The organism is Streptomyces sp. NPDC000348, assembly GCF_042898795.1.
GTDB lineage: Bacteria > Actinomycetota > Actinomycetes > Streptomycetales > Streptomycetaceae > Streptomyces.
In genome coordinates, this window is the sequence record NZ_JBIAZD010000010.1 from 162,372 (window position 1) to 178,372 (window position 16,001).

At 71.5% G+C, this 16,001-nt stretch carries 16 protein-coding genes and 6 tRNA genes; 8 read left to right on the forward strand and 14 right to left on the reverse strand.

What is annotated here, in order from left to right:
- Positions 1–31: 31 nt before the first annotated feature.
- The 7 genes from ACFY3N_RS21135 to ACFY3N_RS21165 form a co-directional block, all read right to left on the reverse strand.
- A complete protein-coding gene (locus ACFY3N_RS21135; protein ID WP_390818226.1) occupies positions 32–2,767 on the reverse strand; it encodes a Tat pathway signal sequence domain protein in 2,736 nt (911 codons plus the stop codon).
- A gap of 99 nt (positions 2,768–2,866) precedes the next feature.
- Positions 2,867–3,466 carry a hypothetical protein gene (locus ACFY3N_RS21140; RefSeq protein WP_390818227.1) on the reverse strand — a complete coding sequence of 200 codons (600 nt, stop codon included), beginning with the start codon at positions 3,464–3,466 and terminating at the stop codon, positions 2,867–2,869.
- Positions 3,467–3,476: 10 nt separating this feature from the next.
- Positions 3,477–4,352, reverse strand: coding sequence for a carbohydrate ABC transporter permease (locus ACFY3N_RS21145; protein WP_390818228.1), 876 nt, complete (start codon positions 4,350–4,352; stop codon positions 3,477–3,479).
- Positions 4,349–5,305 (reverse strand): carbohydrate ABC transporter permease, encoded by a 957-nt coding sequence (locus ACFY3N_RS21150; RefSeq protein ID WP_390818229.1) that lies wholly within the window; start codon positions 5,303–5,305, stop codon positions 4,349–4,351. The genes ACFY3N_RS21145 and ACFY3N_RS21150 overlap by 4 nt, the downstream gene beginning before the upstream one ends.
- Before the next feature lie 14 nt (positions 5,306–5,319).
- Positions 5,320–6,609, reverse strand: coding sequence for an ABC transporter substrate-binding protein (locus tag ACFY3N_RS21155; RefSeq protein WP_390818230.1), 1,290 nt, complete (start codon positions 6,607–6,609; stop codon positions 5,320–5,322).
- Positions 6,610–7,008: 399 nt separating this feature from the next.
- Positions 7,009–7,080, reverse strand: a tRNA-Val gene (locus tag ACFY3N_RS21160).
- A 79-nt stretch (positions 7,081–7,159) separates the two neighbouring features.
- Positions 7,160–7,618, reverse strand: coding sequence for a TIGR02611 family protein (locus ACFY3N_RS21165; RefSeq protein ID WP_390818231.1), 459 nt, complete (start codon positions 7,616–7,618; stop codon positions 7,160–7,162).
- Positions 7,619–7,809: 191 nt separating this feature from the next.
- Here ACFY3N_RS21165 and ACFY3N_RS21170 point away from each other — a divergent pair, with 191 nt between their 5' ends.
- Complete coding sequence (locus ACFY3N_RS21170; RefSeq protein ID WP_004002642.1) at positions 7,810–8,223, forward strand: SsgA family sporulation/cell division regulator; 414 nt, start codon at positions 7,810–7,812, stop codon at positions 8,221–8,223.
- 294 nt (positions 8,224–8,517) lie between these two features.
- Complete coding sequence (locus ACFY3N_RS21175; protein WP_390818232.1) at positions 8,518–9,078, forward strand: CGNR zinc finger domain-containing protein; 561 nt, start codon at positions 8,518–8,520, stop codon at positions 9,076–9,078.
- Positions 9,079–9,168: 90 nt separating this feature from the next.
- Here ACFY3N_RS21175 and ACFY3N_RS21180 read toward each other — a convergent pair whose 3' ends face one another.
- Positions 9,169–9,342 carry a hypothetical protein gene (locus ACFY3N_RS21180; protein ID WP_371237426.1) on the reverse strand — a complete coding sequence of 58 codons (174 nt, stop codon included), beginning with the start codon at positions 9,340–9,342 and terminating at the stop codon, positions 9,169–9,171.
- A gap of 152 nt (positions 9,343–9,494) precedes the next feature.
- A complete protein-coding gene (locus ACFY3N_RS21185) occupies positions 9,495–9,932 on the reverse strand; it encodes a hypothetical protein (protein WP_390818233.1) in 438 nt (145 codons plus the stop codon).
- Positions 9,933–10,187: 255 nt separating this feature from the next.
- On the opposite strand from ACFY3N_RS21185, the gene ACFY3N_RS21190 reads away from it, so the two are divergent.
- A complete protein-coding gene (locus ACFY3N_RS21190) occupies positions 10,188–10,712 on the forward strand; it encodes a DsbA family protein (protein WP_390818234.1) in 525 nt (174 codons plus the stop codon).
- 29 nt (positions 10,713–10,741) lie between these two features.
- On the opposite strand, the gene ACFY3N_RS21195 is transcribed toward ACFY3N_RS21190, so the two are convergent.
- From ACFY3N_RS21195 to ACFY3N_RS21205, 3 genes are all read right to left on the reverse strand, one after another.
- Positions 10,742–11,566 (reverse strand): GNAT family N-acetyltransferase, encoded by an 825-nt coding sequence (locus tag ACFY3N_RS21195; protein ID WP_390818235.1) that lies wholly within the window; start codon positions 11,564–11,566, stop codon positions 10,742–10,744.
- A gap of 106 nt (positions 11,567–11,672) precedes the next feature.
- Entirely contained in the window at positions 11,673–12,494 is an 822-nt protein-coding gene (locus ACFY3N_RS21200) for an aminotransferase class IV (RefSeq protein WP_390818236.1), read from the reverse strand.
- On the reverse strand, positions 12,491–13,543 hold the full coding sequence (locus tag ACFY3N_RS21205; protein WP_390818237.1) for a chorismate-binding protein: 1,053 nt from the start codon (positions 13,541–13,543) through the stop codon (positions 12,491–12,493). Before ACFY3N_RS21205 ends, ACFY3N_RS21200 begins: the two co-directional genes overlap by 4 nt.
- A gap of 154 nt (positions 13,544–13,697) precedes the next feature.
- On the opposite strand from ACFY3N_RS21205, the gene ACFY3N_RS21210 reads away from it, so the two are divergent.
- The 5 genes from ACFY3N_RS21210 to ACFY3N_RS21230 all read left to right on the forward strand — a co-directional run bounded on the left by ACFY3N_RS21210 (position 13,698) and on the right by ACFY3N_RS21230 (position 14,160).
- Positions 13,698–13,770 (forward strand) — tRNA-Gly (locus ACFY3N_RS21210).
- Between the two features lie 37 nt (positions 13,771–13,807).
- Positions 13,808–13,881: transfer RNA gene (locus ACFY3N_RS21215), tRNA-Cys, on the forward strand.
- A 1-nt stretch (position 13,882) separates the two neighbouring features.
- A tRNA-Val gene (locus tag ACFY3N_RS21220) sits at positions 13,883–13,954 on the forward strand.
- Positions 13,955–13,973: 19 nt separating this feature from the next.
- Positions 13,974–14,045: transfer RNA gene (locus ACFY3N_RS21225), tRNA-Val, on the forward strand.
- A 43-nt stretch (positions 14,046–14,088) separates the two neighbouring features.
- Positions 14,089–14,160, forward strand: a tRNA-Val gene (locus tag ACFY3N_RS21230).
- A gap of 49 nt (positions 14,161–14,209) precedes the next feature.
- Here ACFY3N_RS21230 and ACFY3N_RS21235 read toward each other — a convergent pair.
- Together ACFY3N_RS21235 and ACFY3N_RS21240 are read right to left on the reverse strand one after the other, a co-directional pair.
- On the reverse strand, positions 14,210–14,482 hold the full coding sequence (locus ACFY3N_RS21235; RefSeq protein ID WP_390818238.1) for a zf-TFIIB domain-containing protein: 273 nt from the start codon (positions 14,480–14,482) through the stop codon (positions 14,210–14,212).
- An 81-nt stretch (positions 14,483–14,563) separates the two neighbouring features.
- Positions 14,564–15,502 carry a phosphotransferase family protein gene (locus ACFY3N_RS21240; protein WP_390818239.1) on the reverse strand — a complete coding sequence of 313 codons (939 nt, stop codon included), beginning with the start codon at positions 15,500–15,502 and terminating at the stop codon, positions 14,564–14,566.
- Positions 15,503–16,001 lie beyond the last annotated feature (499 nt).

Here is a 16,001-nt window from a genome sequence, read left to right on the forward strand (position 1 = left end):
CGCAGTGTTCCCGTCCGCGCCCGTGATGTGCCTACGGCATCCGGTCCCCCAGCAGCGCCAGGTTCTCGATGGCGGCGAGGCCGTAGAGGGCGGTGTCGTTGGTGGACACCCAGGTGGCCTCACTGCCGGCGACCAGCGCCGTCGGGCCGCTCACCTTCTCGGTCTTCCAGGGTGCCGACTCCTTGTAGCCGTCGGAGTTGTAGAACTTGTCCCAGGCCCGCTTGGCGAGTTTCTCGTCGCCGGTCCGCACGGCGGCGTAGGCGTCGAGGCGGGAGTGGCCCTGGAAGAGGATCAGGCTGCCGAAGTGGGAGCCGTAGCGCGCGGCCTGTTCGGTCTTGCTGGCGTTGAAGTAGCGGCAGTAGTCGTAGTACGCCTCGTTGAACTTCGGCATGTCGACGAGGTCGATGAGTTCGGCGCACAGTTCGCCCAGGCCGAAGACCGCCGACAGGTGGGAGACGCCCACCACGGGCTCCTCCGCGATCGCGAACCTCCCGGTGTCGAGGTCGTACAGGCCGGTGCCCTGGACGAAGCCGTTGGGCTGGGCGGCGATGGTCTCCATGGTGGAGAGCACGCGGGCCCTGGCCTTCTCCCACTTGGGGCCCTTGCGTTCCCACTCGGTGAGCCAGGCGGAGACCAGTCCGCTCCAGTCGGTGCCGAAGCCGATCGACAGGGCGTTGCGGTCCGGCGTGTACGGCTCGGTGCGGATCTTGCGGATGGGGTCGAGGACGAGGAAGGTCTCGTCGGAGTCGACGTTGGCGTGCATGAGGTCGCCGACGCGTTCGTCGGCGGTGAGGAAGTAGTAGTAGCGGCGGTAGGTGGTGTTGGCGATGCGCTGCTGCTTGGCGCTGTCGGCGAAGTGCTGGACGCCGTGCCGGGTGCCGAGGCCGGCCCACTCGCCGATGTGGTAGACGTCGACCTCGCCGGTGTGGCGGGTCATCGCCTCGGCGAAGCGGAAGATGTCGGCGCGGCCGGAGCGCAGGTACGCGTACCAGAGCCACAGGTCGGGCGAGAGCTCGGAGTTGTCCCAGGCGTAGCCGCCGACGTCGTACCGCCACTGGTGCCGCACGGTGTCGTAGGTGTGCATGATGTCGCCGTAGTCCCAGAAGCCGTACCAGCGGCGCTGCTCCACCTGGTCCTTGTAGTAGGTGAAGAGGAAGTCGAGGTGGTCCTCGATCTTCGCCTTGGCCGGGGTGGAGCGGTCCGGTTCGGCGAACAGGCCCTTGCCGAAGACCCCGGCACGGATCAGCTGCCTGGGCGGGGCGGCGAGCTGCGGGAGGACGCGGACGGCCTCGACCTGTTCGGCGAGCTTCTCGGCGCTCGGGGTGGAGGCGTTGGCCCAGAAGAGGAGTTCGGAGGTGCGGGCGATGCCGTAGGGGGTGCCGAACTCCGGCTCGTAGTCCTCGTAGGTGATGTTGAGACCCTCGAGCTGTTCGGGGAAGGTGTCCTGGCCCATGCCGTCGTGGTAGAAGCGCAGGTCCATGGGCTGGGCCTCGGGCGACCAGAGCCAGAGGGTGACCTCGGCCTCGTCGGTGTGGGCGTCGCGGACGTCGAGCTGGGCGGGGTGCTTCTCCCAGAAGTCGCGCAGGCCGAAGGAGAGGCCGCCGCTGACGCCGCCGACGTAGCCGAAGCCGGAGGCGCGCCGGCCGCCGCCGGCGCCGATCCAGCCGTAGCCCTTCTTGGTGCGCTTGCGCAGGGTGAAGCCGTCGGCGGAGAGCTGGGAGAGGGTGTAGTCGCCCCATTCGGGGATGTACTGCAGGCGGGTGGTGACCCGCTGGTCCCAGGTGGCGGGGTCGGGGAGCTTCTCGCCGGCGAACTGGGCCGCCTGGACGGCGGCTCCCGGGTCGCGGCGCAGTCCGGTGATGCCCTTGACGGCCTCGCGGAGCAGGCCGGTGCCCTCGCCGCCGAGACGGATGTGACGGTCGTAGGTCTCGTCGCGCAGGGGGACGGTGAAGCGGACGCCGAGGCCCCGGATGAAGTCGCCGCTCGCCTTGCCGGGCTCCTGCTTCCCGTCGTAGGTGATGGTGTGCACCATGCGGAAGGAGTCGGCGCCGGCGTAGAAGTAGAGGCGGATGGAGAAGGGCAGCAGGTCGCGGTGGCCCTTGCGGTGCTTGCCGTCGATGCGGACGACCGCGCGGACGGGGCCCTCCTGCTCGACCGTGACCTCGGAGACGGCTCCGTCGAAGCGCTCGGTCCTGACCGTCGTCTGGTCGCCGTCCTCGTACTCGGGCTGGCGCAGGAGGACGAGGCGGCCGTCGCGGGCGATCTCGGTGGAGCCGCGGGTGACCGACTTGACGAGGGTGGCCCCGGACGTGCCGATCCTGGCGGTGATGACGCCGGTCGAGACGTCGATGGTGCCGCCGCGCCTGTCGACGGTGACCTTCTTCTCGGGCGCGGCGGGCGCCCCGGCGGTCAAGGTCAGCTTGCCGGAGCCCGAACTCACCGCGTGCGCGGTCCACTTGAGGGAGCCGTCGGGCCAGTAGGCGATCGGCCAGGACTGGACGGGGACGGACCTGCCGTCGGCGTCGGTCAGCGCGAAGGTCTGGTCCTCCTGGTGGACGCCCCTGGGCCAGGGCACGCCGACGGTGGAGCCGGGGGCCGCGCCGAGGCCGCCGTCCTCCAGCCAGTCGAGGGTGACCGGGTCGGCGCCGGCGGCTTCCGCGCGGGGCGCGGCGGCGGCGTTCTGCGTTCCCAGGGCCCAGCTGAACTGGGCGGCGGCTCCGGCTACGGCGGCCGCCTTGAGCAGGGATCTGCGGGGGATGGGGGACATGGCCTTTCCTTTCCGTTGCGGCACTGCAAGGTGATGTCAAGGGCATGACAGACAGAGGCACGGCGCCGAAGCGCCGGCCCCGGGAAGAGGCACCGCCCGTCAGCGGTGCCGGTACCGCTCCTCCACGGCCACGGCCGCCGCCGCGACGGCCCCCAGGACGGGGACCGCCAGCGGCGGGACGAACCCGGCGGACAGGGCCACGACGGCCAGCCCGCAGACGACCAGGAAGGAGCCGGCGGGATCGAGTACGGTCCGCCGTCCGGCGTCCGCGAGCAGCACCCGCCAGGCCGCGCCGGGCGTCCAGACCGCCGCCGCCCGCAGCAGGGCCACGGCGGCCCCGATCAGCGCGAGGACGCCGACCGCCCCGACGAGCGGACCGCCGGGGAGTCCGGCCCGCACGGCCAGGACGTCCAGCCGGACCGCGCCGGCCACCGCCCACCCGGCGAGCCCGACGGCCCACCCGCCGCGCACGGCCGCACGGAAGTCCAGGACGAACTCCCGCAGGCCACCGCCCTGGTGGGTGGTACGACGCCGCAGGTGCCGGGCGCCGGCGGCGAAGGCCGCGGGGTAGGTGACGACCCCGAGGCAGGCCACGGCGATCCACACGCCGGTGAGCAGGCACTCGGCGAAGACGGCGAAGCGCTCGCCGGACATCGGCCCCTTGCGCGGGGCGCGGGCCTTCACGCGTGCTTGCGCCATGGTGACCGCCTCAGCCCTTCAGTCCGGAGGTGGCCATGCCGTCGATGAGGTACCGCTGGAAGGCCATGAAGAAGGCGATGACCGGGACCAGCGCCACCAGCGACATCGCGATCATGCTGCCGTAGTTGGAGACGCCCTCCTGGTCGCGGAACATCATCAGGCCGAGCGAGACGGTGTACTTCTCGGGGGTGTTGAGGTAGATCAACGGCCCCATGAAGTCGTTCCAGGCGTTGATGAAGGTGAAGATCGCGCTGGTGATGATCGCGGGCCGGCTCAGCGGCAGCACGATCGACCAGTAGGTGCGCAGGTGCCCGCAGCCGTCGAGCTTGGCGGCCTCGTCCAGCTCCCTGGGCAGTCCGCGCATGAACTGCACCATCAGGAACACGAAGAAGGCTTCCGTGGCCAGGAACTTGCCCGCGACGAGCGGCACCAGGGTGTCGGTGAGCTCCAGGTTGCGGAAGAGCACGTACTGCGGGATGAGCAGCACGTGGTACGGCAGCAGCAGGGTGCCGATCATCAGCGTGAAGAGCAGGTTCCGCCCGGCGAACCGGATCTTGGCGAAGGCGTACGCGGTCAGCGAGCTGGACAGCACGACGCCGACCACGGCGAGGACCGCGTACATCAGCGAGTTCCAGAAGAAGCTGCTGACGGGAATGCCGGAGATGCCGTCGGCGAGCCCGGAGAAGTTCGCCCAGACCGGCTCGGTGGGGAGCAGGTCGAGGCTGGCGATGATGTCCTTGCTCGGCTTGAACGAGGCGCCGACCACCCAGATCACGGGATAGAGGACGACCGCGAGGACGGCGAGCGCGCCCACGTGCCAGGCGATCGATCCAAAGCGCCGCCGCTCGTTCGCGGTGGGCAGGGCAGGGCTGGTGGCACTGGTCACTTGGCGGCCTCCTCGTAGTGCACCCACTTCTTCTGCGACCAGAACAGGACCGCCGTCACGAGCGCCACCGCGACCACCAGCGTCCAGGCCATCGCGGAGGCGAAGCCCATCTGGGCCTCCTTGAAGCCCTTCTGGTAGAGGTAACAGGTGTAGACGAGCGTGGCGTCGGCGGGTCCGCACCGGGTGTCGGAGACGACGTAGGCGGAGCCGAACACCTGGAACGCGTGGATGGACTCCAGCAGCACGTTGAAGAACAGCACCGGGGAGATCATCGGCAGCGTGACGTTCCAGAACCTGCGCAGCGGTCCGGCACCGTCCATCTCGGCGGCCTCGTACAGCTCCTGCGGGACCTGCTTGAGGCCGGCCAGGAAGATGACCATGGGCGCGCCGAACTGCCAGATGCTCAGGGCCACCAGGGCGTAGATGACGTAGTCCGGGTTGCCGATCCAGCCGCCCACGTCGAGACCGAAGATCTTCTGCGTCCGGTCCACGACCGCGTCGTCGGAGAACAGCGCACGCCACACGAAGCCGACGGAGACACTGGCACCGATGAGCGAGGGCATGTAGAACGCGGCCCGGTACAGGCCCTGCCCGCGCCGCTTCTGCGCGAGCAGCAGCGCGACGCCGAGCGCGAGCAGCAGCTTCAGCGGTGTCGCCACGACGACGTACTTGAGCGTGACCTCCACCGACTTCTGCCAGCGCGGGTCCTGGAACATCGTCGTGAAGTTGTCCAGGCCCACCCACTGGGGCGGCGTGAACAGGTTGTAGCTGGTGAACGCGTAGTACAGCGACGCGATCATCGGCCCCGCCGTGAGCAGCAGGAACCCCGCGATCCACGGTGACATGAAGAGATAGCCGGCGAGAGTCTCGCGGCGCCGCCCGGGCCGCCCGGCCGCGGGAGCGGCGGGCCGCTTCCCGGCCGGGCGCACGGGCGCTTCCTTGACGAGCGTCATGGTGGTACGTCCCCTCAGCCGGCGAACGCGGCCTTGGCCTCGCTGAACAACGCCTTGGCGGCGTCGGCCGGCTTGGTCTTGCCCTGGGCCACCTCGCCGCCGATGCGCAGGAACGCCGCCTCGATGACGTCGGCGCCGGACGGGTGCGGAGTGATCTTGCCGAGGACGCCGGCCGCGGCCACCTCTTCCTCGTACGTCTTGACGCCCTTGTTGTTGTCGTCGGTGGGCGTGAACGCCTCGTACTGCTCGGTGGTGGCGAGGATGCCGCGGTCGTAGCCCATGATCTTGCCGACCTCGGGGTCGTGGACCATGAAGTCGATGAACTGGGCGACCTCCTTGGGGTGCTTGGTCCCCGAGAAGCCGCTCAGCATCAGCGAGCCGAGGTACTGGCCGGTGGCCTTGCCGTCCGTGGTGGGGATCGGCGCGAGCCCGTAGTCCGACTCGCCCTCGCCCTCGTAGCGGATGGAGAAGTTGTCCCAGGTGAACTCGGACGCCGCGAGGCCCGCGGAGAGCGCCGACTTGGGCTTGACCTGCTCGACCTTCTTCGGGTCGGCGACGAGCCCGGACCGCACGCGCTTGTAGCCGTCCTCCCACCACTGCGTCAGGTCGTCCTCGGTGAAGCCGAGGTCGGTGTCCGTGAAGAAGGCCTTGCCGTTCTGACGCAGGTAGAGGTCGTAGAGGTACATGATGCTGAAGTAGCCGGTGTCACCGGCGATCTTCAGCTTGTCCTGGATCGTCTGCAGCGCGTCGAAGTACTCGTCCCAGGTCCAGCCGAACTTCGCCTCCACGCCCGCCTTCTCGAAGGCCTTGAGGTCGATGACGAGCGACATGGTGTTGGCGCCGACCGGGATGGCGATCTGCTTGCCGTCGACCTGACCGTTCGCCAGGACGCCGTTGCGGAAGTTCTCCAGGCTCAGGTTCCCGGCGTCCGCCTGCGACTTGAGGTCCAGCAGGACACCGCGCTTGTCGTACTTGCGCAGGAAGCCGACCGCGTTCTGGAAGACGTCCGGCGGATTCCCGCCGGAGGCCTGGGTCTGGAACTTCTCCCAGAACGCCTCGTAGTCGGTGAATTCGGGCTTGATCTTGATCTTCGGGAACTTCTTCTCGAAGAGCGCGATCGTCTTCTTGATGGCGATGGTGCGCGGCTCGCCGCCCCACCAGGCGTAACGGAGGGTGACCGCCCCGTCTCCCGAACCGCTGCCGCCGCCACAGGCGGTGGCCGTGGCGCCCAGCCCCGCGACGGCCAGCGAGGCCCCCGCCGCTTTGAGGATCGTCCGCCTCTCCACATTCCCACCCTGCTGCATACGAGCCTCCCGGCGACGTTCGCTTCCGCCTCATGAATCGTTTCAAGTAAGCGCTTGCTGGCACAAGTTACGGAGGGCCTACGGACACGTCAATGATTCGGACAGGAATTCATGGGCGGCGCCCCTCGGCACCGGCGGCGGCCGTCTCGCCCGCCGGGCCGCACCCGGCCGCAAACACCCAGGTGGAGGCCCTGCGGTCGACCGGCCGAACGCGACAGGGTCGACCGGAACAAGCACGGCGGAAGGTTACGGTTGGATGAAGGCGACCGGAAGCGGAACGTCTCGGACACGCGGGAGGGGCCCTCGCCCGGTAGCGCTCCGCCGTGAACGCGCGCGCCGGCCGCACACGACGAAGCGGCCCGGCTCACGATTCGTGAGCCGGGCCGCCTGATGATCCGGTGGGCGATACTGGGTTCGAACCAGTGACCTCTTCGGTGTGAACGAAGCGCTCTCCCACTGAGCTAATCGCCCGGACGCAGGAAGAACATTACCCCATGTCAGGGTGTGCCGGTGACCGGCGGGGAGCGGTGCGGCCGCTCCCCGCCGCGCGTCACTGCTCCTCGATCTTCCAGGGCATCACGAGGCCGAACTTCCACAGGTAGAACCCGGCCAGCGCGGCCACGATCACCAGGCCGACCGAGGTCAGGATGATGTTCCGGCGCCGCACCCTGGGGTCCAGCGCCCGCTGGGCCGCCTCGGTGACCTTGCGCTTGGTCCAGCGCAGCACCAGCTGGGCCCAGACGAACTCGGTCGCCCAGATCGCCATGCCACCGAAGATCACGACCCAGCCCGGACCGGGCAGCACCAGCATCGCGGCGCCGGCCGCCACGACCGCGAGGCCGACTATGAAGACCCCGACCTGCCAGCTGAAGTGCAGCGCACGGCGGGCCTTGACGAACTCCGGCGCGCGCGATCCGAGCCCCCGCTCCTCCCGGCTCCCGCTCTCGTCCACCATCACCCCGTGGGCCGCCACCACGGCCTCGCCAGCCTTGTCACTCCCCGTGTTCATACAGCCGAACACTACCCGAGCGAAACACATCACCGGAATGGACGCAGGGCGCGAACGATCTCTCGGCCGGAAGGGTTACGTAAACCCACGCAAAACTCTCAGAGGGGTTTACAACGGCACCGTAGGTGGCATGTCGATTTGGCCGACGTGCGAATCCCCGAGCGCACACTGAGCGAAAGGCCCTGGCGCTTATGAACACCACGGTCAGCTGCGAGCTGCACCTGCGCCTCGTTGTGTCGAGCGAGTCCTCCCTGCCTGTCCCCGCAGGCCTGCGGTACGACACGGCCGACCCCTACGCCGTGCACGCCACCTTCCACACCGGAGCCGAGGAGACCGTCGAGTGGGTGTTCGCCCGCGACCTCCTCGCCGAGGGACTTCACCGCCCCACGGGCACCGGCGACGTCCGCGTCTGGCCGTCGCGCAGCCACGGTCAGGGCGTCGTCTGCATCGCCCTGAGCTCGCCGGAGGGGGAGGCCCTGCTCGAGGCCCCCGCAAGGGCCCTGGAGTCCTTCCTGAAGCGCACCGACGCCGCCGTGCCGCCCGGCACGGAACACCGGCACTTCGATCTCGACCAGGAGCTCTCGCACATCCTGGCGGAAAGCTAGGCGAGGCTCACGAAGCCGCCCGGCGCCGTCGACTCGGGGAGACGGCTCGGGCCCGGACAGCCGCATACGGCTCACGCCACGGCGCCGACACCGCGGGGTTCCGCGGGCGGCGCCGTTGCGCTGCGCGCATCCCGAGCCATTGCCGGTCGAACGTGTGATCGGGAACGACGGCCGGTGTTCGCGCGTTGCATTCGAAGCCATGTGCGGAGCGGGGAGGTGCGGGGCACGCCGGAGCCACTACCATCGGCCAGCATCGGCGGGCGCCCGCCCGACCCCCAGGCCAGGGAGCGAACTGTGCTGATCACCCACGACACCCGGTGCGCACTCGACACCGTGGTGGATCTGGTGAACTCCGCGCCGGAGGACGACACGGCACCGGAGGGGCTGCCGGACGTCGCGGCCCTCGAGGAGTTCGTGCGGCAGCACAAGGTCAGCGAGGTCGGGGTGCTCACGGAGTTCGACCTGGCCGCGGTGCGCAAGATCCGCGGCCGGTTCGCGGCGGTCTTCGCCGCTCCGGACGCCCGTGCGGCCGCCACGCTGATCAACGAACTGATCGCGGCCGCGGGCACCACGCCCCGGCTCACCGACCACGACGGCTACGACTGGCACGTGCACTACTTCGCGCCCGGCGCCTCCGTGGCCGACCACCTGGCCGCCGACTGCGGGATGGCGCTGGCGTTCTTCGTGGTCGCCGGGGAGCAGGAGCGGCTGCGGCGCTGCGAGGCCCCGGACTGCCGGCACGCCTTCGTCGATCTCTCCCGCAACCGCTCGCGCCGCTACTGCGACAGCCGCACCTGCGGCAACCGCCTGCACGTGGCCGCCTACCGGGCGCGGCGCAAGGAGGCGGCGGGCTGACCGCCCGGGGCCGCCCGGGCCGGCGGAGCAGCCGTTCGACGCCGTGCCGACGCGGTCCCGACGGGTGACGCCGGGTACCGCGGGTACGGCTCACAGCCACAGCAGGTCGTGCAGGGCAGCCGTGAGCAGCAGACACCCGATCACCGCCAGGAAGATCATCAGCGGTGGCTGGGAAAGGGCGAAGAGACATCCACGCGGCTCGTCCTGCTGCGGCGCGGCATCGCTCTGTGTCGTGTCCAGCATCTCGCGGCGATGATGACGCATCGGGAGCACCCGACGCGATCAACACTCGCTCCGTGAGTGTTGATCACCGATTCCGCGATCTACGGTTCGGGTTGTGACCGCTTTCGGGCGCTACGGGACGTCCTGTGACTTTCCTTCCGGTCGTGCACGCATTCACCCGCGGTACGGCACCGTCATATGCCGTGCTTCTTGAGGATGGCCTCGATGTCGCTGAAGTCGTCCTCACCCCGGGAGGCGGGAGCGGGTCGGGCCTCCGGGCGGGATCCCCGGCCCAGGGAGGGCGCGGAGGCCCCGGGCGCCACCGCCCCGGGTCGTGCCGCGGCCCGCGCGGCCTTGCGCTCCTTACGGGTGCCGCCGCGCCGGCGCTCCACGGTGCGGGTGGTCGCGAACAGCAGCCAGGACAGGCCGAGCACTCCGAAGCCGGCCCAGGCCGTCGGGCTGAAGGCGGTGTCGGCCAGCCAGTCGACGACGCCGGTCATCACCAGGCCGAGGGGCACGAGCGAGTAGGCGGCGATGCGGGCGGCCCCGAGGAAGCGTTTGCGGTAGGCCGCGACCGCGGCGATGCCCAGGCCTGCCGCGGAGACGGCGGAGCAGACGGTCTCGGCAATCATCCGGTCCTCCAAGGCGGGCGGGGTCGTTGTGGCGCTTCGTCCCTTCCATCCTGCACCTGCGGGGTCCCGCCGGGCCATGCTCCGGCCGGAGATCAGGGACATCTCCGGGTCGGCGCTCCTCCGCAGGTGCCGGTGGGCGCCCCGCTCCGGCCCTCGGCGCCGGACGGGCGGGAGGGCGGGCCCCGGCCCCGGGCCCGCTCCGGGGCGTCCTGCATCCGATTGGGTGGTCGGCGGTCCGGCTGGGAGACTGTGACCATGAGTGACTCCTCCCCCGCCCGTCCCGCCGCCCCCGTCCTCGACGTCTGGTGCGAGCTGCAGTGTCCGGACTGCCGAAGCGCCCTCGACGACCTCCGTGCCCTGCGGGCCCGCTACGGCGACCGCCTGGAGCTGCGGCTGCGGCACTTCCCGCTGGAGAAGCACAAGCACGCCTTCGCCGCCGCCCAGGCCGCCGAGGAGGCGCTGGAGCAGGGGCAGGGGTGGCCGTACGTCGAGGCCGTGCTGGGACGGGTCGAGGAGCTGGACCGCCGGGGGGAGGCCTTCCTCGTCGAGGTCGCCCGGGAGCTCGGTCTGGACGCCGAGGAGTTCGACACCGCGCTGATCGACGGACGGCACATCCTGATCGTGGACGCGGACCAGGCCGAGGGCAAGGCGATCGGGGTGACGGGCACCCCGACGTACGTCATCGGCGGTGAGCGCCTCGACGGCGGCAGGAGCCAGGAGGGCCTGCGCGAACGCGTCGAGGAGATCGCGGACCGGCTGCTGGCCGGGCAGGGGGGCTGACCCCCGAATCCCCCGGGGCCCGCCCGTCGTCACAGCAGCGGCTTGTACATCGAGTACTGCGTCGTGCCGTAGCCGAGTGAGTCGTAGAGCCGCTCGGCCGGGGTGTTCCCGGCGAACACGTTGAGCCCTATGAGCCGGTTGCCCGCGGCGACCGCCTGGGCCTCGGCGAGCAGCATGAGCGCACGTCCGTGCCCCCGGCCGCGGTGGGCGGGGGCGGTCTCGACCTTGAAGACGTAGGCCCGCTCCCCGCGCACCGACAGCCACAGGGTGCCCACGGGCGCGCCCTCGTGTTCGAGGACGCTGAAGAGCATGCCCTCGGTGGCGTGGCCGTCGGGCAGCAGCGCGGCGTGGTCGTCCGCCGCCTTGGCCCGGGCCTCGGCCTCCGGCACCCCGCGCCGGATCCACTCCCCCGCGTAGTCCTCCCGGCCCTTGGCCAGCCAGGGCCCGAACTCGTCCTCCGTCATGGGCCGGGCCGCGCCGCCTCCCGAAAGCGCGGGCGGGGTGTCCGGGAGGGCCTTCTCCATCGTCCGGTTGCGCACGACGTAGCCGAGCGCCGTGGCGAGCCCGAGGGCGGCCCGGGAGCCGGCGGGGATCGTCGCCTCGACACGGCGGCACCCCCAGCCGCGCGCCACCTCCTCCGCGGCGAGCGCGGCCACCGTGCCCCGGCCGCGCCGCCGGTCCGGCTCCTCGATGCGCAGGCTCGTGATCCGGGCGACGGCGTCGCCGAAGACGGGATGCGTGCCGAGACGGATCGCCCCGACGGGACGGCTGTTCACGCACACCTGGTAGTGGCGCGAGCGCGTGCCGTCGGGATTCCGTTGAAGCGGCTCGACCGGCCGCAGGGTGGTGGTCATCGAAGGTGTTCTACCCACCCTCCCGTCGCCCACCACCGCCCTCGGCCGGGGCCCTGCGGGCCCGCCCCTTCCGTCCGCGCCCCGGACCGGCCGGGTTCCGGGTCCGTCACGGATCGAGGTCGGCCCCGGAGCGCTCGTCGAAGATCCGCATGGCCTTGGCGGTCACCGGACCGGGGGCGCCGGGCAGTTCGCGGTCGTCGACGCGGTGCACGGCCTGTACGTCGCGCAGGGTGGAGGTGAGGAAGACCTCCTCGGCCCGCTCCAGGGCGTCCAGCGGCAGGTCGGTCTCCTGGGCGCCGGTCCACTCGACGGCGAGGGCGCGGGTGATGCCGGCGAGGCAGCCGGAGGCGAGCGGCGGGGTGTGGAGCTCGCCGTCGAGGACGACGAAGACGTTCGACCCGGTGCCCTCGCAGAGCTGCCCGACGGTGTTGCCGAACAGCGCCTCGGAGGCGCCGCGGTCGTGTGCGCGGGCGAGGGCGACGACGTTCTCGGCGTACGAGGTGGTCTTCAGGCCGGTGAGCGCCCCGCGTTCGTTGCGGGTCCAGGGCACGGTGATGACGGCGGTGGAGTCGGGGCGGCGGGTGGTCCCGCCGAGCGCGACCACGAGGGTCGGGCCGTGCTCGCCGCGGTCGGAGCCGAGCGGGCCGTGGCCGCCGGTGTAGGTGATGCGCAGCCGGCCGAGCGGCATCGGGTTGGCCTCGAGGACGGCGGCGCAGGCGCGGCGGACCTCGTCGAGGTCGGGGTCGGGCAGTCCGAGCCCGCGGGCCGACCGGGTCAGCCGGTCGAGATGCCGGGTGAGCGCGAACGGACGGCCGGCCACGGCCTTCACCGTCTCGAAGATGCCGTCGCCCACGGTCAGTCCGTGGTCGAAGACGGAGACGCGGGCGGACTCGGTGTCCTGCAGCCCGCCGTCGAGCCAGATCTTCACCTCTGGGTCCCTTCACTCATCTCGTACGTTCCCGACGCTACCGCGAGCAGCCGGGATGCCTTCAGCTCGGTCTCCCGCCACTCCCCCTCGGGGTCGGAGCCCCAGGTGATCCCGGCGCCGGTGCCGAACCGCAGGACGGCGTCGCCGCCCGTGGCCCGGTCGATCCAGAAGGTGCGGATGCCCACCGCGAGCACGCCGGTGCCGCGGTCGGCGTCGACCCAGCCGACGCCGCCGCAGTACGGGCCGCGGGGCGTCGTCTCCAGGGCGCCGATGATCCGCAGCGCGCTGGACTTGGGCGCGCCGGTGACGGAGCCGGGCGGGAAGGCGGCACCGAGCAGCTCGGGCCATCCCGCGCCGCCTCGCAGCTCGCCCCGCACGGTCGACACGAGGTGGACCAGGCCCGGGTGCTTCTCGACGGCGCACAGGTCGGGCACGGTCACCGTGCCGGTGCCGCAGACCTGTCCGATGTCGTTGCGGACCAGGTCGACGATCATCACGTTCTCGGCGTAGTCCTTCTCCAGCAGGTCGGCCTCGGTGCGCCCGGTGCCCTTGATCGGCCCGGACTCGACCACCCGGCCCTCCCGCCGCAGGAACAGCTCGGGCGACGCGGTGGCGATCTCCACCCCGTGGCCGGGCAGGCGAATCGTTCCGGCATACGGGGCCGGGTTGCCCCGGGCGAGCAGGGCGGTGAGGGCGTCCACGTCGGCGCCGGACGGCACGGGCGCGGACAGGACGCGGCAGAGGTTCGCCTGGTAGACCTCGCCGGCGGCTATGTGGTCGCGGATACGGCGTACGGCCGCCGTGTACGCGCCATGGTCGAGCGAGGACGTCCAGTCACCGGCCGCCGGCCCCCGCCAGGCCCCCGGCACGGGGGCGGGAACCGGCCGCTCCCGGACCTCGCGGAAGCGGGCGCAGGTCAGACGGCCCTCGAAGTCGGCGGCGACGGCCCAGAAACCCGTGGAGTCCAGGGCGGCGGGGTCGTCGGTGACGTCGAGGAGCCCGGTGGCGACGCGGTCGCCGAAGCGGGCGAGAGGGGGCAGGTCCGGCACGCGACGAGTCTATGGCGGGCGCGGTTCCGGTGACCTGGGCACGTCCGTGAGCAGGCGCAGCGCAGCACGCTGCACAAACGGGTTTTTGTACTGGCCCCGGAATCCGCTAGAGTTCAGTTCGTCGCCGGGACGCGCAAGCCGACCGAAACGACAGGCGGACGTAGCTCAGTTGGTAGAGCGCAACCTTGCCAAGGTTGAGGTCGCGAGTTCGAGCCTCGTCGTCCGCTCGAAGGAAGAGGGGGCTTCCCGGCCCCCTGCACTCCTGGTGGAGTGGCCGAGAGGCGAGGCAACGGCCTGCAAAGCCGTCTACACGGGTTCAAATCCCGTCTCCACCTCCAAGGACGATTAGCTCAGCGGGAGAGCGCTTCCCTGACACGGAAGAGGTCACTGGTTCAATCCCAGTATCGTCCACTGGATCTCCGGATCCCCCGCGCGATTAGCTCAGCGGGAGAGCGCTTCCCTGACACGGAAGAGGTCACTGGTTCAATCCCAGTATCGCGCACGCAGTGCCCATGATCCACTCTGTGGAGTGGTCGTGGTCCCGAGGACGATTAGCTCAGCGGGAGAGCGCTTCCCTGACACGGAAGAGGTCACTGGTTCAATCCCAGTATCGTCCACAGCGCCGAAGCCCCCGGTCGTCCGACCGGGGGCTTCGTCGTGCGTCCGTCAGCTGGAGAAGAGCATGTGCCCGAAGCTCTTGTGGCGGTGGTGACCGTGGTGGCCGTGCGGGGCGCCCCAGGCGGGGGCCGGCGCGGCCGGGTACGCCTGCGGGGCGGGCGGGGCCGGCGGGGCGGGCTGCGCCCACTGGGCCTCCAGCCGGGTCAGCGACTCCAGCTCGCCGTAGTCGAGGAAGATGCCTCGGCACCCGCTGCACTGCTCGATCTGGACACCGTTGCGGTTGTAGGTGTGCATCGGGGCACGGCACTTCGGACACTGCATGATCGGTTCAACTCCTCGCCGGTCGTTCCTGCTTCGCGTATCGCCAGGACAGACTCTGTCCGGCTGCGGGTCGGTTGCAGCCTACGTCGCGGAACTTCGGCTCACCCCGACGGAACGGACGGAGCCCATGCGCGCGCAGGCGTCGACCAGTGACTGCTCCACCTCGTCCAGGGGACGGCCTGCCACGACGGCCTTGGTGACGGCGCGGGCGGCGGCCTGGGCCGTCAGGGCGCGGGCCGGCACGTCCAGCGCGGTCCAGGGGTCCCCGTCGGACGGTACGGCCGGGCCGCCGGCCGTGCGGTAGGCGGTCAGGAAGCGGTGCCACTCGTCGGGGGCGAGCAGTCCGCAGGCGTACCAGGCCGCCGGACGGGCCAGGTCCCACGCCGGTACGCCCGTGCCGAGGTCGTCGACGTCGATGAGCAGCCAGGGGCCGTGGTGCGCGGGGTGGCGTACGAGCTGACCGAGGTGGACGTCGCCGTGACAGAGGGTGGCGGTGTCCGGCATGGCGGCCTCGCCCCGGGCCCAGGGCGGGAGGGCGGCCCAGGCGCGCAGTACGGGGGCGGTGGCGGGGTGGTGGGGGGCGGCGGTGCGCAGGAGGGCGACGGCGCGGGCCGCCTTGGCGGGGCCGCGCATGGGGGGTACGGCGGTGGGGGCGGGGGTGCGGTGGAGGCGGGCGAGGAGGGTGGCCGCGGCTTCCCAGGGGGCGGCGTCCGGGTCGTCCGGGTCCACGGGAGTGCCGTACGGCCAGTGGGTGACGAGCCGTCCGTGCAGTTCGGCGGGTTCCGGGGTGAGCGGGGGGAGGAGGACGCCGGGGAGCCGGGTGGCCACGGTGAGACGGAGGGTCAGCTCGGTGGGGTCGGCGTCGGGGGCGTGGGCCTTGGCGACGGTGCCGGCGTGTCGGACGACGGTGGCGTCTTCGCGGGCGGCGAGGGTGGCGGTGGTGCAGTGGCAGGTGCGGGGGGTTGTGTGGGCCGTTGCCGTGACGTGGGCGGTCAGGGCGGGGAGGAGGTCCGTGGTCACGGGGTGAGGGTACGGGGCCGTTCGCCGGGTCGGGTCGGGTGAGGTGAGGTGAGCGTGCGCTGCCGGGTGGGCCGGCGCGGCCCTGCGTTTGCGGGGCACCCGCGCGTGGGTGTGGTCCGGGGGAGGTTGCGCAGCCCAGCGCTTGCGGGGTGCCTCCCCCAGAGGGGGGACCCCCAGCGCCCACCCGTGCCGCCCAGCGGCACGACTGCCCGCGGGAGCGGGGGTCTGCCCGCGGGAGCAGGGGTGGCGGCAGCGGCTGCCCGCGGGGGTGGCGGGGACGGATAGCCGCGTACGGCGCGGAGGGGACGGGGCGGGGGTGGCCGCCCGCAGTGGCCGGCGCGTCCGCACCCCGCACCCCTTCCAGAGAACGTGATCCGCGCCGGTCCGAGGACGGACACCCCCGACCCGGCCCCGACCCACCCACCGGACAGTGGGCGCTACGGCGACCCTGCCGAAGCCGCACCCGCGCCGCAGGCAAAGCAATGCCGGCGCAGCTCCC

Excerpts from the sequence above, each read along its gene's own strand:
- ACFY3N_RS21135 (WP_390818226.1), bottom strand. The coding sequence starts at position 2,767 with ATGTCCCCCATCCCCCGCAGATCCCTGCTCAAGGCGGCCGCCGTAGCC.
- ACFY3N_RS21140 (WP_390818227.1), bottom strand. The coding sequence starts at position 3,466 with ATGGCGCAAGCACGCGTGAAGGCCCGCGCCCCGCGCAAGGGGCCGATG.
- ACFY3N_RS21150 (WP_390818229.1), bottom strand. The coding sequence starts at position 5,305 with ATGACGCTCGTCAAGGAAGCGCCCGTGCGCCCGGCCGGGAAGCGGCCC.
- ACFY3N_RS21155 (WP_390818230.1), bottom strand. The coding sequence starts at position 6,609 with ATGCAGCAGGGTGGGAATGTGGAGAGGCGGACGATCCTCAAAGCGGCG.
- ACFY3N_RS21165 (WP_390818231.1), bottom strand. The coding sequence starts at position 7,618 with ATGAACACGGGGAGTGACAAGGCTGGCGAGGCCGTGGTGGCGGCCCAC.
- ACFY3N_RS21170 (WP_004002642.1), top strand. The coding sequence starts at position 7,810 with ATGAACACCACGGTCAGCTGCGAGCTGCACCTGCGCCTCGTTGTGTCG.
- ACFY3N_RS21180 (WP_371237426.1), bottom strand. The coding sequence starts at position 9,342 with ATGCGTCATCATCGCCGCGAGATGCTGGACACGACACAGAGCGATGCC.
- ACFY3N_RS21185 (WP_390818233.1), bottom strand. The coding sequence starts at position 9,932 with ATGATTGCCGAGACCGTCTGCTCCGCCGTCTCCGCGGCAGGCCTGGGC.
- ACFY3N_RS21190 (WP_390818234.1), top strand. The coding sequence starts at position 10,188 with ATGAGTGACTCCTCCCCCGCCCGTCCCGCCGCCCCCGTCCTCGACGTC.
- ACFY3N_RS21195 (WP_390818235.1), bottom strand. The coding sequence starts at position 11,566 with ATGACCACCACCCTGCGGCCGGTCGAGCCGCTTCAACGGAATCCCGAC.
- ACFY3N_RS21235 (WP_390818238.1), bottom strand. The coding sequence starts at position 14,482 with ATGCAGTGTCCGAAGTGCCGTGCCCCGATGCACACCTACAACCGCAAC.